Annotated in this window: 13 protein-coding genes and 1 pseudogene; 9 read left to right on the top strand and 5 right to left on the bottom strand. The window is 63.3% G+C overall.

Annotation, left to right across the window (positions count from 1 at the left end):
* The 4 genes from AC0IYH_RS25320 to AC0IYH_RS25305 all read left to right on the top strand — a co-directional run bounded on the left by AC0IYH_RS25320 (position 1) and on the right by AC0IYH_RS25305 (position 4,923).
* On the top strand, positions 1 to 1,059 hold the full coding sequence (locus tag AC0IYH_RS25320) for an alpha-ketoacid dehydrogenase subunit beta (RefSeq protein ID WP_471836792.1): 1,059 nt from the start codon (positions 1 to 3) through the stop codon (positions 1,057 to 1,059).
* The gene (locus AC0IYH_RS25315; protein WP_471836790.1) at positions 1,060 to 2,319 is read left to right on the top strand and encodes a dihydrolipoamide acetyltransferase family protein; all 1,260 of its coding nucleotides are present in this window, start codon (positions 1,060 to 1,062) and stop codon (positions 2,317 to 2,319) included. It begins immediately after the preceding gene.
* A gap of 3 nt (positions 2,320 to 2,322) precedes the next feature.
* Positions 2,323 to 3,699: a dihydrolipoyl dehydrogenase gene (gene lpdA / locus AC0IYH_RS25310; RefSeq protein WP_471836789.1), complete on the top strand. Its 1,377-nt coding sequence runs from the start codon at positions 2,323 to 2,325 to the stop codon at positions 3,697 to 3,699.
* Positions 3,700 to 3,903: 204 nt separating this feature from the next.
* Positions 3,904 to 4,923, top strand: coding sequence for a branched-chain amino acid aminotransferase (locus tag AC0IYH_RS25305; RefSeq protein ID WP_116626590.1), 1,020 nt, complete (start codon positions 3,904 to 3,906; stop codon positions 4,921 to 4,923).
* A gap of 124 nt (positions 4,924 to 5,047) precedes the next feature.
* On the opposite strand, the pseudogene AC0IYH_RS25300 reads toward AC0IYH_RS25305, so the two are convergent.
* Positions 5,048 to 5,497 (bottom strand): annotated as a pseudogene (locus AC0IYH_RS25300) (GNAT family N-acetyltransferase); the annotation flags it as partial.
* Between the two features lie 330 nt (positions 5,498 to 5,827).
* On the opposite strand from AC0IYH_RS25300, the gene AC0IYH_RS25295 reads away from it, so the two are divergent.
* The gene (locus AC0IYH_RS25295; protein WP_471836787.1) at positions 5,828 to 6,874 is read left to right on the top strand and encodes an ornithine cyclodeaminase; all 1,047 of its coding nucleotides are present in this window, start codon (positions 5,828 to 5,830) and stop codon (positions 6,872 to 6,874) included.
* Between the two features lie 121 nt (positions 6,875 to 6,995).
* Positions 6,996 to 7,493, top strand: coding sequence for an Lrp/AsnC family transcriptional regulator (locus AC0IYH_RS25290; protein ID WP_122773176.1), 498 nt, complete (start codon positions 6,996 to 6,998; stop codon positions 7,491 to 7,493).
* Positions 7,494 to 7,555: 62 nt separating this feature from the next.
* On the opposite strand, the gene AC0IYH_RS25285 is transcribed toward AC0IYH_RS25290, so the two are convergent.
* From AC0IYH_RS25285 to AC0IYH_RS25270, 4 genes are all read right to left on the bottom strand, one after another.
* Positions 7,556 to 8,389, bottom strand: coding sequence for a TIGR03915 family putative DNA repair protein (locus AC0IYH_RS25285; protein ID WP_471836784.1), 834 nt, complete (start codon positions 8,387 to 8,389; stop codon positions 7,556 to 7,558).
* Positions 8,386 to 9,606 carry a putative DNA modification/repair radical SAM protein gene (locus tag AC0IYH_RS25280; protein ID WP_116626582.1) on the bottom strand — a complete coding sequence of 407 codons (1,221 nt, stop codon included), beginning with the start codon at positions 9,604 to 9,606 and terminating at the stop codon, positions 8,386 to 8,388. The genes AC0IYH_RS25285 and AC0IYH_RS25280 overlap by 4 nt, the downstream gene beginning before the upstream one ends.
* Before the next feature lie 66 nt (positions 9,607 to 9,672).
* On the bottom strand, positions 9,673 to 11,010 hold the full coding sequence (locus AC0IYH_RS25275; protein WP_116626581.1) for a SidA/IucD/PvdA family monooxygenase: 1,338 nt from the start codon (positions 11,008 to 11,010) through the stop codon (positions 9,673 to 9,675).
* Positions 11,011 to 11,130: 120 nt separating this feature from the next.
* The gene (locus tag AC0IYH_RS25270) at positions 11,131 to 11,613 is read right to left on the bottom strand and encodes a sigma-70 family RNA polymerase sigma factor (RefSeq protein ID WP_116626580.1); all 483 of its coding nucleotides are present in this window, start codon (positions 11,611 to 11,613) and stop codon (positions 11,131 to 11,133) included.
* A gap of 254 nt (positions 11,614 to 11,867) precedes the next feature.
* On the opposite strand from AC0IYH_RS25270, the gene AC0IYH_RS25265 reads away from it, so the two are divergent.
* Genes AC0IYH_RS25265 through AC0IYH_RS25255 form a run of 3 tightly spaced genes read left to right on the top strand, consistent with a single transcriptional unit; the run spans position 11,868 to position 16,417 of the window.
* Entirely contained in the window at positions 11,868 to 13,037 is a 1,170-nt protein-coding gene (locus AC0IYH_RS25265; protein ID WP_471836782.1) for an efflux RND transporter periplasmic adaptor subunit, read from the top strand.
* On the top strand, positions 13,021 to 15,009 hold the full coding sequence (locus AC0IYH_RS25260; protein ID WP_163821409.1) for a MacB family efflux pump subunit: 1,989 nt from the start codon (positions 13,021 to 13,023) through the stop codon (positions 15,007 to 15,009). Before AC0IYH_RS25265 ends, AC0IYH_RS25260 begins: the two co-directional genes overlap by 17 nt.
* The gene (locus tag AC0IYH_RS25255; protein ID WP_471836780.1) at positions 15,002 to 16,417 is read left to right on the top strand and encodes an efflux transporter outer membrane subunit; all 1,416 of its coding nucleotides are present in this window, start codon (positions 15,002 to 15,004) and stop codon (positions 16,415 to 16,417) included. Before AC0IYH_RS25260 ends, AC0IYH_RS25255 begins: the two co-directional genes overlap by 8 nt.
* Positions 16,418 to 16,455: the final 38 nt, after the last annotated feature.

Raw genomic sequence — 16,455 nt, 5'->3', positions numbered from 1 at the left:
ATGAACGATCACAACAACAGCATTGAAGTGGAAACCGCCATGACCACCACCACCATGACCATGATCCAGGCGCTGCGCTCGGCCATGGATGTGATGCTCGAACGTGACGATAACGTGGTGGTGTTCGGCCAGGACGTCGGTTACTTCGGCGGCGTGTTCCGCTGCACCGAAGGCTTGCAGACCAAGTACGGCAGCTCGCGGGTGTTCGACGCACCGATCTCGGAGAGCGGCATTGTCGGCGTGGCCGTGGGCATGGGCGCTTATGGCCTGCGCCCCGTCGCCGAAATCCAGTTCGCCGACTACGTGTACCCCGCCACCGACCAGATCATCTCCGAAGCCGCGCGCCTGCGTTATCGCTCGGCTGGCCAGTTCACCGCGCCGCTGACCATGCGCATGCCCTGCGGCGGCGGCATCTACGGCGGCCAGACCCACAGCCAGAGTATCGAAGCGGTGTTCACCCAGGTCTGCGGCCTGCGCACGGTGATGCCGTCCAACCCGTACGACGCCAAGGGCCTGCTGATCGCCTCGATCGAAAACGATGACCCGGTGATCTTCCTCGAACCCAAGCGCCTGTATAACGGCCCGTTCGACGGCCACCACGACCGCCCGGTAACGCCGTGGTCGAAACACCCGCAAGCCCAAGTGCCGGACGGTTACTACACCGTGCCGCTGGACGTGGCCGCCATCGTGCGCCCGGGCTCGGCCGTCACCGTGCTGACCTACGGCACCACCGTGTACGTGTCGCAAGTCGCCGCCGAAGAAACCGGCATCGACGCCGAAGTCATCGACCTGCGCAGCCTGTGGCCGCTGGACCTGGAAACCATCGTCAAGTCGGTGAGAAAGACCGGCCGTTGCGTGGTGGTGCATGAAGCCACGCGCACCTGCGGCTTCGGCGCCGAGTTGGTGGCGCTCGTGCAGGAGCATTGCTTCCATCACCTGGAAGCGCCGATCGAACGCGTCACGGGTTGGGACACCCCCTACCCACACGCGCAGGAGTGGGCGTATTTCCCAGGGCCGACCCGAGTGGGCGCGGCGTTGAAACGGGTCATGGAGGTCTGAATGGGCACGCACGTTATCAAGATGCCGGACATTGGCGAAGGCATCGCAGAAGTTGAACTGTCGGTATGGCACGTCAAGGTCGGCGACCTGGTGGTAGAAGACCAGGTACTGGCGGATGTGATGACCGACAAGGCGATGGTCGACATTCCCTCGCCGGTGCACGGCAAGGTCATTTCCCTCGGCGGTGAGCCGGGCGAAGTCATGGCCGTGGGCAGTATTTTGATCAGCATTGAAGTGGAAGGCGCTGGCAATGCCAAGGAAGCGCAGGTGGTGGCTGAGCCCGTAAAAGCAGCGCCTGCGCCGGTGGTTGAAGCCAAACCGGCGCCGGTTGCCGAAGCAAAACCAGTGGCAAAACCTGCGGCTGCGCCGGTTGCCCGCGAGGCCGAAGAACGCCCGCTGGCCTCCCCCGCCGTGCGCAAACACGCGCTGGATGCTGGCATCCAGCTACGCCTGGTGCAAGGCTCTGGCCCGGCGGGCCGGATTCTGCACCAGGATTTGGAGGCTTTCTTGCTCCAGAGTCCGGCGCAAAATAAAACCGCGGCCAACCCCTACGCCGAACGCAACAGCGAAGAGCAGATTCCGGTAATCGGCATGCGCCGCAAGATCGCCCAGCGCATGCAGGATGCCACCCGTCGCGCGGCGCATTTCAGCTATGTGGAAGAAATCGACGTCACCGCGCTGGACGAACTGCGCGTGCACCTCAACGACAAGCACGGCGCCACACGCGGCAAGCTGACCCTGCTGCCGTTTATCGTGCGTGCCATGGTCGTGGCGCTACGCGAGTTCCCGCAGATCAACGCGCGTTACGACGACGAAGCCCAGGTCATCACCCGTCTCGGCGCGGTGCATGTGGGCGTCGCCACCCAGAGCGACGTGGGCCTGATGGTGCCGGTGGTGCGCCACGCCGAAGCCCGCAGCCTGTGGGGCAATGCCGAGGAAATCGCACGTTTGGCCACGGCCGCGCGCAATGGCAAGGCCAGCCGTGACGAGCTGTCCGGTTCGACCATTACGTTGACCAGCCTGGGTGCGTTGGGCGGCATAGTCAGCACGCCGGTGCTGAACCTGCCGGAAGTGGCCATCGTCGGCGTCAACCGTATCGTTGAGCGGCCGATGGTGATCAAGGGCCAGATCGTGGTGCGCAAGATGATGAACCTCTCCAGCTCGTTCGATCACCGCGTGGTCGACGGCATGGACGCGGCGCAATTCATCCAGGCCATTCGCGGCCTGCTCGAACAACCCGCCAGCCTGTTCCTGGAGTAAGTCATGCAAACCTTGAACACCCAACTGCTGATTATCGGCGGCGGCCCTGGCGGTTATGTGGCAGCGATTCGTGCCGGCCAACTGGGCATCCCGACCATCCTCGTAGAAGGCCAGGCCCTTGGCGGTACTTGCCTGAACATTGGCTGCATTCCGTCCAAGGCCTTGATCCACGTGGCCGAGCAATTCCAGCAAACCATCCACCACAGCCAGGGTTCGCAACTGGGTATCGAAGTGGATGTGCCGACCCTGGACATCCGCAAAAGCGTGGAATGGAAAGACGGCATCGTCGACCGCCTGACCACCGGCGTCGCCGCCCTGCTGAAGAAGCACAAGGTGCAAGTGATCCACGGCTGGGCCAAGGTGGTGGACGGCAAGACCGTCGACGTCGGCGACCAGCGCATCCAGTGCGAGCACCTGGTGCTGGCCACCGGCTCGAAAAGCGTCAACCTGCCGATGTTGCCGATTGGCGGGCCGATCATCTCGTCCACCGAAGCCCTGGCGCCGACCCGCGTGCCGAAACGCTTGATTGTGGTGGGCGGTGGCTACATCGGCCTGGAGCTGGGGATTGCCTACCGCAAGCTCGGCGCCGAGGTCAGTGTGGTCGAGGCACAGGATCGCGTCCTGCCTGCCTACGACGCCGAGCTGACCCAGCCGGTTAATGAATCCCTCAAGCACCTGGGCGTGAAGCTGTACCTGCAGCACAGCGTCACCGGTTTTGCCGACGGCAGCCTGCAAGTACGCGACCCGAATGGCGACACCTTGTCCCTGGAAACCGACCAGGTGCTGGTCGCCGTTGGTCGCAAACCCAACACCCAGGGCTGGAACCTCGAAGCGCTGAACCTGGACATGAACGGTGCGGCGATCAAGATCGACAGCCGCTGCCAGACCAGCATGCGCAACGTGTATGCCATCGGCGACCTGAGCGGCGAGCCGATGCTGGCGCACCGCGCCATGGCCCAGGGTGAGATGGTCGCCGAACTGATCAGCGGTAAAACCCGCGAATTCAACCCGACGGCGATCCCGGCGGTGTGTTTTACCGACCCGGAACTGGTGGTGGTCGGCAAGACGCCCGACGACGCCAAGGCGGCGGGCCTGGACTGCATCGTCTCGAGCTTCCCGTTCGCGGCCAACGGCCGGGCGATGACCCTGGAATCGAAAACCGGCTTCGTACGCGTGGTCGCACGCCGTGACAATCACCTGATCGTCGGCTGGCAGGCTGTGGGGGTAGGCGTATCCGAACTGTCCACCGCCTTCGGCCTGAGCCTGGAAATGGGCGCCCGCCTGGAAGACGTGGCCGGCACCATCCACGCCCACCCGACCCTCGGCGAAGCCGTACAGGAAGCTGCTTTAAGGGCTTTGGGTCACGCGCTGCACCTGTAAAACCGTGGTGAAGCCATCGGGAGCATGCCCCCTCCCACACTTGGAATGCATTCCAAATGTGGGAGGGGGCTTGCCCCCGATAGCGGTGGATCAGCCAATACAGAGCCTAAAGGCATCCACCCCGTGGCTCCCACACAAGCCAAGAATGAAGTATTGTTGCGCCCATCCAGAAAAAAACCGACTTGACCAACGATAGAGGGTGTCATGGGTAACGAAAGCATCAATTGGGACAAGCTGGGTTTTGACTACATCAAGACCGACAAACGGTTTATCCAGACCTTTAAAGACGGCGAGTGGCAAGCAGGCAGCCTGACCGACGACAACGTGCTGCACATCAGCGAGGGCTCCACCGCCCTGCACTATGGCCAGCAATGCTTCGAAGGCCTCAAGGCCTACCGCTGCAAGGACGGTTCGATCAACCTGTTCCGCCCGGACCAGAACGCCGCCCGCATGCAACGCAGCTGCGCACGCCTGCTGATGCCGCATGTGCCGACCGACGTGTTCATCGACGCCTGCAAACAAGTGGTCAAGGCCAACGAGCGGTTCATCCCGCCGTACGGCAGCGGCGGCGCGCTGTACCTGCGCCCGTTCGTGATCGGCACCGGTGACAACATTGGCGTGCGTACCGCGCCGGAGTTCATCTTCTCGGTGTTCGCGATACCGGTCGGTGCCTACTTCAAGGGCGGCCTGGTGCCGCACAACTTCCAGATCTCCACCTTCGACCGCGCCGCGCCACAAGGCACCGGTGCGGCCAAGGTCGGTGGCAACTACGCCGCCAGCCTGATGCCGGGTTCGGAAGCGAAAAAAGCCGGGTTCGCCGATGCGATCTACCTGGACCCGATGACCCACTCGAAAATCGAAGAAGTCGGCTCGGCCAACTTCTTCGGGATCACCCACGACAACCAGTTCATCACGCCGAAGTCGCCTTCGGTGCTGCCAGGCATCACCCGCCTGTCACTGATCGAACTGGCCCAGACTCGCCTGGGCCTGGAAGTGGTCGAAGGCGAAGTGTTCATCGACAAACTGGCCGACTTCAAGGAAGCCGGTGCCTGCGGTACCGCTGCGGTGATCTCGCCGATCGGCGGCATCCAGTACAACGGCAAGCTGCACGTGTTCCACAGCGAAACCGAAGTCGGCCCAATCACCCAGAAGCTCTACAAAGAGCTGACCGGCGTGCAAACCGGCGACGTCGAAGCCCCAGCCGGCTGGATCGTCAAGGTCTAACCCAATAACACCGCAAAACAAATGTGGGAGGGGCGGTGCGACGATTCGACTTGCCCCGATGACGGTGTACCAGTCGACACATGTATTGACTGACCCACTGCTATCGGGGGCAAGCCCCCTCCCACATCAGGTTCTTCTCCATCACCAACGTGCGCTCGTTGCCATGGTAAACATCGCGCACCGTGTGAAACCCCAGCTTGCTATAGAACGGCTCGGCCGTCAGCGAAGACGGCACGCTCAATACCGTCACCCCGGCCTCACGGGCGCGCAATTCGATTTCGATCATCAGCAACCGGCCGATGCCCTGCCCTTGCAACGTCGGGTTCACAAACACCGAACGCACCACGCTGGCATCAAGCGCCGCGGTAGCGACGACCACCTGATCTTGCGTCGCCACCAACACAACTCGCCGATTGAGCAGTTCCAACACCGCCTCGGCCGTAAAATTCCCCGCCACCCGCGCGATCACGTCCGCCGGATAATCCCGCGCATTGCTGCTGTGCAAAGCCGCCAGAATGACCCGGCTGATCCCCTCCGCATCGGCGGCTTGGGCAAGACGAACAACGCTAGACATAATTCCTCCTGACCAAAAAAATCCCCCAACCACCACAATACCAATGTGGGAGGGGGCTTGCCCCCGATGGCAATCTTTCAGCTATAGATGTTCTGAATGACCCACCGCTATCGGGGGCAAGCCCCCTCCCACATATTGAATGCACTTCAATTCAACAGCCGATTCGGCTGCCCCACCCCACTTTTCAGCTTTCCCGGCTGAGCCGCCCCCTTGTTACAGCCGGGATTTTGCGGCCACAACCCACACAATAGCCGCACTGGCCCTGCACATCGCCCCGCTCTGCGTGCAGCAGAAAACGCTGGCCGGCCCCGAATAACAAGGAGCATTTCCATGACCCGCTATATCGACGTCAACGACCTCTGCGACCTGGTCGCGCAAAAAGGCCTGCAAACCTGCATCACCGAAATGGCCGAGTACATCCGCGCCGATTACCTGCGCTGGCATGACTTCGAAAAATGCGCACGCCTGGCCAACCATTCGCCGGATGGCGTGATCGAGTTGATGCCAGTGTCCGACGCCTCGCTGTACGCGTTCAAATACGTCAACGGCCACCCGAAAAATACCCTGGCCGGCATGCTCACCGTGATGGCCTTCGGCGCTCTGGGCGACGTGGACACCGGCAAGCCGGTGCTGCTGGCGGAAATGACCCTGACTACCGCGATTCGCACCGCCGCCACCTCGGCGCTGGTCGCCCGCTACCTGGCCCGCGACAACAGCCGCAGCATGGCGCTGATCGGCAACGGCTCGCAGAGTGAATTCCAGGCCCTGGCCTTTCACGCCATGCTCGGCATCAATGAAATCCGCCTGTTTGATATCGACGCCAAGGCCACCGCCAAACTCGCCGCCAACCTCAAGGCCTTCCCGGCGATCAAGGTGGTCCTGGCCGGCAGCGTCGCCGAAGCAGTCAAAGGCGCCGACATCGTCACCACCGTTACCGCCGACAAGGCCTATGCAACGATCCTCACGGACGACATGATCGAACCCGGCATGCACCTCAATGCCGTCGGCGGTGACTGCCCCGGCAAGACCGAGCTGGACCGACGCATCGTCGAGCGCTCCCGAGTCATCGTCGAATACGAGCCACAAAGCCGCATCGAAGGCGAAATCCAGCATATGCCGGAGGACTCACCAGTGACCGAATTGTGGCAAGTGATCAACGGCCAGAAACCCGGCCGCGAGCATGCGCTTCAAGTCACCCTGTTCGACTCGGTAGGCTTTGCCATCGAGGATTACTCGGCTCTGCGTTATGTGCTGGATGTGGCCAAGACGCTGGACATAGGCAGCGAGCTGGAACTGGTGCCAGACCTCGCCGACCCGAAAGACCTGTTTGCCCGCCTGGCCCAACAACCCGCCGCGCAGCAAAAAAAGCGCGCCTGAGGTTTGCAGGCAAGCCCCCTGCCGCATACAGACGTTGACGGAGGAAGGCCGTACCATGTGGAGGGTCGGGCAAACATGCAATGTTTGCTGCCATTTTTTCCAACCGCTTGAAGTGAACGCCATGGATACCAAGGCCCCCGGCCACAACGCCACCCCCGTACTGGACCGCATCGATGAAGCGATCATCGACGTGCTGCGCCACCAGGGGCGGATCACCTACGAAAAGCTTTCGTCGCTGGTCCACCTCACCCCCAGGCCCTGCCTGGAGCGGGTGCGCAAGCTGGAACGACGCGGGGTAATCCGGGGCTACGGGGCGATCATCGATGTGCAGATGGTCTCACCGGGCCTGTCGCTGCTGGTGCTGGTGGCCTTGTCCAACCAAAGCGGGCGCTCGGCGCAAAAGGCCTTTGAAGCCTGCGTCAAAGCCTGCCCCCAGGTGTTCGAATGCCAACTGATCAGCGGGCCATTCGACTACAGCCTGCGCATGCGCTGCCGGGATATGGAGCATTACCGCGTGCTGACCGAAACCTGGCTGAACAATGATGAATTGCACATCGACAAGTTGGTGGCGCACCCCGAACTGGCCGTCGTCAAAAACACCGCCACCGAACTGGCCTGAACTTCAGTCGCCACAACAATGAGGGCCAAATGTGGGAGGGGGCAAGCCCCCTCCCACATTTTTTAACCGTGCCCGCTCAAGATTTTCTTGCCGGGCCTGGCCCCAATCATCTTCGCCTGCCCATCCTTCTGCTTCCCCGTCCTGGCCTCACTGATCAACCCCGGAATCAATTTACCCTCCGGCAAATTCTTCCAGAACCGACTCGGCAAATGCCCCTCCATCACCTTCGGATTTAAGCGCGCCGGGTTAAAGATATGGCTGTAGTACGTCAGCCACATCGCACTGTGCGGATCCTCAACATTCTGCGCCAACTGCCGCCACGCCTCAGGGCACTCGCGCTGATGGATCAACTGCTGGCCGTCGTAATAAACCCCATCCAGCGGCGTGGCGATCATCCAGCGATGGCGGCCCATGCGCCCGATAAAGTGCTGGCTGGCCGACTTCAAAATATCGTGGGCCGGCTCATGCCAGGCCACATACTCAGGCAACTCCGGCCCTGCCTCGGCCGGCAACGCAATAAAGCGCACAAAGGCGTGCAGGTGATGCGCTTCGCGGCTGACCTGCTTGATCCGCCGCTGCAACTCGCTGCCCAGCTTGTCCCCCGCCAGCATCGCGGTGCGGTCACCATGGCTGACGCGCCACAACACTTCGTACAACAGGCTCCAGCGCTGGTCGCCGTGGTAACAGGCGGCCGACTCCAGCAGCTCCAGCAAAGCCTTGGGCACCCGCGTCTGGTACGGGCCAAGCCCGGCCGGAATAGGCTCGTCAGTGGCGAACAGGTCGGCGACCTCGGCCTCGCCCCAGCTGACCTCGCTGGGGTCGACCTGATAGCTGAGCAGCCAGCGCGCCTGTTCGCGCCAGGTACTGAACAGGTTGTCGCATTCCAGGCTGATCATCCCCACAGCCCCATCTGTTGCGGCTGCGGGCGGTCGCGCAGTTGTTCGCGCAACAGCACGCTGGTGCTCTCGGCCTGCTGCGGGTGGTAGTCGCTGGTGATGAAAAACGGCTTGGCCTTGGCCAGCACGCAGCGCATGCGGGCCAGGTCTTCGAAGCGGATCTTGCGTTCACGGCGCAGGTCGACCAGGCGCTGGGTGGTGCGCAGCCCAATGCCGGGGATACGTGCGATCAACGTCGGCTCGGCGCGGTTCAGGTCCAGGGGGAACACCTCGCGATGCTCCAGCGCCCAGGCCAGCTTGGGGTCGATATCCAGGGCCAGGTGGCCGGGGCCTTCGAACAGTTCATTGGCGCTGAACCCATAACTGCGCAACAGAAAGTCCGCCTGGTACAGCCGGTGTTCGCGCATCAGCGGTGGCGCGGCCAGGGGCACGCTTTTCGGGCTGTTGGGGATAGGGCTGAACGCCGAGTAATACACCCGGCGCAACTTGAAGTTGCCGTAAAGCGCCTCGGCACCATGCAAAATGGTGCTGTCGTCGGTGTCGTCGGCGCCAACAATCAGTTGCGTGCTCTGCCCGGCCGGGGCAAAACGGGGGGCGCGTGGTTCGTTGCGTACCGTCTGTTCGCCGGTGTAGATGGTCTGCATGGCCTGTTTGATCGACACGATCTTTTTTTCCGGCGCCAGGGTCTGCAGGCTGGCCTCGGTGGGCAGCTCGATATTCACGCTGAGGCGATCGGCGTAGCGCCCGGCCTCGGCGATCAGCGCGGGGTCGGCGTCTGGGATGGTCTTGAGATGGATGTAACCGCGAAAGTCATGCTCTTCGCGCAACAGCTTGGCGACTCGTACCAACTGCTCCATGGTGTAGTCGGACGAACGGATGATGCCGGAGCTGAGAAACAGCCCGCTGACGCAATTGCGCCGGTAGAAATCCAGGGTCAGGGTGACCACCTCCTCCGGGCTGAAGCGTGCACGGGGCACGTCGCTGGAGCGGCGGTTGACGCAGTATTGGCAGTCGTACAGGCAGAAGTTGGTCAGCAACACCTTGAGCAACGACACGCAGCGCCCATCCGGCGTGTAGCTGTGGCAGATGCCCATGCCATCGGTGGAGCCCAGCCCCGCCTTGCCCTCCGAGCTGCGCTTGGGCGCGCCGCTGCTGGCGCACGAGGCGTCGTACTTGGCGGCGTCGGCGAGGATGCTGAGTTTTTCGATCAACTGCATGGAGGGCTACCGATACTGGTTTTTTGTACAGTATCAGCCAGCCCCCTCTGTCACAAGTGCAGCCTGTCAGCTGGCGGTGGCGAGGAGCAAATCCTGCACCGAACGCGCTTTACCGCGCCCACGATCCAGCGCATACAACGACGCCGCAATCTCATCCGCGCGGATCGGCAGCACCGACAGCAAGGTGTCGCTCAAGCCGTGGCTGGCCTGGCTGAAGCCCTGGATGTAGATGCCCGCGTTGCAACGCTCGTCGGTGACGATGCGGTAGTCGCGCGCCACTTCGAAGTCGCCAAGGTAGTCTTCCAGCGGCGCCAGCAAGGCACGGTGGGTCTGGCGCTCGTAGCCGGTGGCGAGGATCACCGCGTCGTAATGGTTGATGCTGGTTTCGCCGTTGGCGTTGTTGCGCAGCACCAGCTCGATGCCCAGCGGGCCGGGGGTGGCCTTCTCGACCACGGTCATGGTGCGGAATGCCTGGCGCGCGATGCCGGAAACTTTCTGACGGTAGAAAATCCCGTAGATGCGCTCGATCAGGTCCAGGTCCACCACCGAATAGTTGGTGTTCTGGTACTCGGCGACCAGGCGTTCACGCTCGGCGCCGACTTGCTGGAACACCAGGTCGGTAAACGCCGGCGAGAACACTTCGTTGACGAACGGGCTGTCATCGGCCGGCTTGAGCGCCGAACCGCGCAGGATCATGTCCACCTGCACCGACGGGAAGCTGTCGTTGAGGTCGATAAACGCCTCGGCCGCGCTCTGGCCGCCGCCGATGATGGCAATGCGCATGGCCTTGCCGTCCACACACGGCTGGTTGGCCATGCGCTCCAGGTACTGGGAATGGTGGAACACCCGGCTATCACCCTTGAGGCCCTTGAACGCCTCGGGGATACGCGGCGTGCCGCCGGCGCTGACCACCACCGAACGGGTGGTGCGCACGTGCTGCTCGCCCAGCGCATCGCGGGAGATCACGCGCAGCGCCTCGACCTGCTGCTGATGCAGGATCGGCTCGATGGCCAAGACTTCCTCGCCGTAGCGCGACTGGGCCTGGAACTGCCCCGCCACCCAGCGCAGGTAGTCGTTGTACTCCATGCGGCACGGGTAGAAGGTGCCCAGGTTGATGAAGTCGACCAGGCGGTCGTGGGCTTTCAGGTAATTGACGAACGAGTAAGGGCTGGTGGGGTTGCGCAGGGTCACCAGGTCCTTGAGGAATGAAATCTGCAGCTCGCTCTGGGTCACCAGGGTATTGCCGTGCCAGCGGTAGTCAGCCTGTTTGTCGAGAAACAGCACGTCCAGCTTGCCCTGCGCCTTTTCGCGCTCCTGCAGGGCGATGGCCAGCGCCAGGTTCGAAGGGCCGAAACCGATACCGATCAGGTCGTGAACCGCGGGCGAAGCAATTGCCTGTGTCATTCCAGTGTCCTCTGGATAAGCCCCTTGGCGGTTGGGGCGGGAATACCTTCAAGACCTGAACAACAGGCCATGTGTTGATAGGAAACGAGGACAGTGAAATAAAATTTAACTGATCAGTGATCAGTGCGCTTCCCACTCACGCATCCGCACCCGGCAGTGCTTCATGGCGTTGACGATGTGTTTTTCCACCAGCGCGCGGGAAATGCCCAGCCGCTCGGCGATTTGCACGTGCGTCAAGCCATCGAGTTTGCGCAGCAGGAAACTGCTGCGGCAGGCCGACGGCAGCTCGGCAAGGGCGCGTTCGAGCAGTTCCAGACGCTGGGCGTGGTCGTGGCTGGTATGGGGGGAACCTGCGGCAAAGCGCTCTTCGTTGTCCAGCACCTCCAGCGGTTCGACCTGGCGCAGGGCGTTGCGCCGATGGCCGTCGATCACCAGGTTCAGCGCGGTGCGATAGAGGAAGGCGCGGGGTTGTTCGATGGGCACGTCGCTGGAACGTTCCAGCACCCGGACATAAGCGTCATGCACCACATCTTCGGCCACCTGACGGTTGCCCAGCTTGGCGTTCAGGAAACACACCAGCTCGCGATAGTAGTTTTCCAACATGACTCCCGACCGCCGGGTGGCGGCATTAGGCCCTTGGGTGCAAAAAAGACAGCTGTTTGGTGATGGCAGTTTGAGTGCGTGCAATTTATAGTAATTCTCATCTACTTTTAAAGCAGACTTGCATCAACGGACGATTTTTTTCTTGCAGGGAGCTGTAACTGCTTATGTAACCGCCTAAATCCCCGCGCAATTCTCTCGTTTACTTGTCAGCTGCGCGCAACTGCGCTCCGAACTTTCCTGGCTGGAACCTAAGCATGAAACGCCCTCGACCTGCCCGACGCGCCCTGCTTGTTGTGGCGTGCCTGCTCCCCATCGTCGCTATCGCCGCCTGGCAGGTCATGCCGCCGGGGCGCGACACCCTCACCACCGTCACCGTCAGCCGCGGCAATATCGAAAACAGCGTCACCGCCCTCGGCACCCTGCAACCGCGCCGCTATGTCGACGTCGGCGCGCAGGCCTCCGGGCAGATCCGCAAGATCCACGTCGAGGCCGGTGATCAGGTCCAGGAAGGCCAACTGCTGGTGGAAATCGACCCGTCCACGCAAAAAGCCAAGCTCGACGCCAGCCGCTACGCCATCGAAAACCTCAAGGCCCAGTTGCAGGAGCAAAAGGCCCAGCACGAACTGGCCCGCCAGAAATACCAGCGCCAGCAACGCCTGGCCGCCGGTAATGCCACCCGCGAAGAAGACGTGCAAACCGCCAAGGCCGAGCTGAGCGCAACCCAGGCCCGCATGGACATGTTCCAGGCGCAGATCCTGCAAGCCCAGGCCAGCCTGCGCAGCGACGAAGCCGAGCTTGGCTACACGCGCATTTATGCGCCGATGACCGGCACCGTGGTCGCGGTGGATGCGCGCGTCGGCCAGACCCTCAACGCCCAGCAACAGACGCCGTTGATCCTGCGCATCGCCAAGTTGTCGCCGATGACCGTGTGGGCCGAAGTCTCCGAAGCCGACATCGGCCACGTCAAACCCGGCATGACCGCCTATTTCACCACCCTCAGCGGTGGCAACCGGCGCTGGACCAGCACCGTGCGCCAGATCCTGCCGATCCCGCCCAAACCGTTGAACGAGACCCAAGGCAGCGGTAGCCCCAACAGCTCCAGTAAAAGCGGCAGCGGCCGTGTGGTGCTGTACACCGTGTTGCTGGACGTGGACAACGGCGACAACGCCTTGATGGCCGAGATGACCACCCAGGTATTTTTTGTCGCCGCGGCCGTCAAGGACGCGCTCACCGTACCGGTCGCCGCCCTGCAGGGCACCGCGAGCGCCGACAAGCAGATCGCCCGTGTGGTCGCGCAAAACGGTCGCATCGAAGACCGTGAAGTACGCCTGGGCATCAGCGACCGCCTGCGCGTCGAGGTGCTCGAAGGCCTGCACGAAGGCGATCACCTGCTGATCGGCCCGGCCAATGGCAACGGGGGTTGAGGTGACCACGCCCCTGATCGAACTCAAGAACATCCGCAAATCCTACGGCGGCGGCGACAGCCCGCAGGTCGACGTGCTGCGCGGCATTGACCTGGCGATCCATGCCGGGGAATTCGTGGCGATTGTCGGCGCCTCGGGCTCCGGCAAGTCCACCTTGATGAACATCCTCGGCTGCCTCGACCGCCCCACGGTCGGCGACTACCTGTTCGCCGGGGAAAACGTCGCGCACCTGGACAGCGACGAACTGGCCTGGCTGCGCCGCGAGGCATTCGGTTTTGTGTTCCAGGGCTACCACCTGATCCCCTCGGGCTCGGCCCAGGAAAACGTCGAGATGCCGGCCATTTATGCCGGCATCAGCGCCGCCGAACGCCATGCCCGCGCCAAGGCCCTGCTCACTCGCCTGGGCCTGGCCGAGCGCACCGGCAACCGCCCGCACCAGTTGTCCGGCGGCCAGCAGCAGCGCGTGTCGATCGCCCGCGCATTGATGAACGGCGGCCATATCATCCTCGCCGACGAACCCACCGGCGCCCTCGACACCCACAGCGGCGCCGAGGTGATGACCCTGCTCGACGAGCTGGCCAGCCAGGGCCATGTGGTGATCCTGATTACCCACGACCGCGACGTGGCGGCGCGGGCCAATCGCATTATCGAGATCAGCGACGGCTTGATCATCAGTGACTCGGCCGAGGGCAACGCGGTGGCCCCCACCGCCACGGCCGGCGCCCTGCAAGCGGTGGACCTGCGCCAACGGCTGATCGACGGCGCCGAACACAACGGCGCCTGGAAGGCCGAGCTGCTGGACGCGGTACAAGCGGCGTGGCGGGTGATGTGGATCAACCGCTTCCGCACCGCGTTGACCCTGCTGGGGATCATCATCGGCGTCGCGTCGGTGGTGGTGATGTTGGCGGTGGGCGAAGGCAGCAAGCGCCAGGTGATGGCCCAGATGGGCGCGTTCGGTTCCAACATCATCTACCTCAGCGGTTCTGCGCCTAACCCGCGCACACCGCCGGGTGTGGTGACCCTCAACGACGTGGCGGCGCTGGCGGCGCTGCCCCAGGTCAAGCGCATCATGCCGGTCAACGGCAGCGATGCCGGGGTGCGCTTCGGCAACCTCGACTACCTGGCCTATGTGGGCGGCAATGACATCAACTTCCCGGAGATCTTCAACTGGCCGGTGGTCGAGGGCAGTTATTTCACCGAAGCCGACGAGCGCGCGGGCGCCACGGTCGCCGTGATCGGCCATCGCATCCGCGAGAAACTGTTCAAGGACCTGCCCAGCCCCATTGGCCAATACATCCTGATCGAAAACGTGCCCTTTCAAGTGATCGGCGTGCTCGCGGAAAAAGGCTCCAGCTCCGGCAACAAAGACAGCGACGACCGTGTCGCCATCCCCTACACCGCCGCCAGCGTGCGTCTGTTCGGCACCTACGACCCCGAATACGTGGCGATTGCCGCCGCCGATGCGCGCAAGGTGCATGAGGCAGAAATGGCCATCGATCAACTGATGCTGCGGCTGCACAACGGCAAGCGTGACTACCAGCTCACCAACAACGCGGCCATGATCCAGGCCGAAGCGCACACCCAGAACACCCTGTCGCTGATGCTCGGCTCGATTGCCGCCATCTCCCTGTTGGTGGGCGGCATCGGCGTGATGAACATCATGCTCATGACAGTGCGCGAGCGCACCCGCGAGATCGGTATCCGCATGGCCACCGGCGCCCGGCAGCGCGACATCCTGCGCCAGTTCCTGACCGAGGCGGTGATGCTCTCGGTGGTCGGCGGCCTGTGCGGGATCGCCCTGGCGCTGCTGGTGGGCGGCGTGCTGATGCTGGCCAAGGTGGCGGTGCAGTTTTCCCTGGTGGCCGTGCTTGGCGCATTCGGTTGCGCGCTGGTCACCGGCGTTGTATTCGGCTTCATGCCGGCCCGTAAAGCTGCCCGGCTCGATCCGGTTAAGGCGTTGACCAGTGAATAAACGATCCCATCCCACACACCTGTCGCTGCTCAGCCTGTGCCTGCTGCTCGGTGCCTGCGCCGCCACCCCGCCACGCGTCGACAGCGGCATCGCGCCCCCGGCCGCCTGGCAGTTTGCCGAGCGCGATGCGGCCCAGGCCACCAACCAGCGCTGGTGGACGCAATTTGGCAGCCCGCAGCTCAACCGCCTGGTCGACCAGGCCCGGCGTGACAGCTTCGACGTGGCCGCCGCCATGGCCCGCGTACGCCAGGCCCAGGCCAGCGCAGTGGTTGCGGGTGCGCCGCTGCTGCCCGAAGTCACGTTCAACCTTGCCACCAGCCATCAGAAACTCTTGCGCGGCCCGGGCGGCCCGGACCTCGATACCTCGCAAAGCGATGACGCCGTCGACAATTTCGGCGCCAACCTCACTGCCACCTATGAAGTCGACTTCTGGGGCGGCCGCGCCGCCGCGCGCGACAGCGCCGTGTACAGCCTGCGGGCCAGCGAGTTTGACCGGGCGACCGTGGAGCTGACCTTGCTCGGCAATGTCGCCGACCGTTACGCGCAAACCCTTGCAGCCCGCCAACGCCAGCAGATTGCCGAGCTGAACCTGGCCAATGCGCGCAACGTCCTCGACCTGGTACAAACCCGCTATGACGCCGGTTCCGCCACCGCCCTGGAACTGGCCCAGCAAAAAAGCCTGGTGGCCAGCCAGCAACGCCAGCTGCCGTTGATTGAGCAAGTGGCCGAAGAATCGCAAATCACCCTCGCCGCCCTCCTCGGCCAGCCGGTGCAGGCGCTGGACCTGGGCGCCGAGCCGTTCCAGGCGTTGACCTGGCCGACCATCGGCGCGGGCCTGCCCAGCCAATTGCTGAGCCGCCGCCCCGACATCGCCAAGGCCGAAGCGCAGCTGGCGGCGGCGCAAGCCGACGTTACCGTGGCCCGTGCCGCCATGCTGCCGGCCGTCACCCTGGGCGCCACCTTGGGCTCTGACGCCTACAAGGCCATGGAGATCCTGCGCAGCCCTTATTACACGCTGACCGCAGGCCTGGTGGGGCCGATCTTCAACAACGGGCGTTTAAGCGCCGAACGCGACAAGGCCCGCGCGCGCCAGGACGAACTGCTGCAAACCTACCGCGGCGCGATCATCAATGGCTTTGCCGATGTGGAAAAGGCCCTCAGCAGCATCACGCGCCTGGACCAGCAGCGCCAATGGCAGGCCGAAGAGCTGCAGCAGGCCCAGAGCGCCTTCCAGATCGCCGAAAGCCGCTACCAGGCGGGGGCCGAAGACTTGCTCTCCGTGCTGGAAACCCAGCGCACGCTGTATGCGGCCCAGGATTTGAACGTGCAACTGCGGCTGTCGCGGCTGCAAGCCAGCATTGCCCTGTACAAGGCATTGGGGGGCGGCTGGAGTAGCGACGCCCGATAAAAAATCAAACATCCCACAGACCCCATCTCCATATCCTA

The organism is Pseudomonas sp. AC463, assembly GCF_979253585.1.
This window is presented reverse-complemented; position numbering and strand designations above follow the sequence as displayed.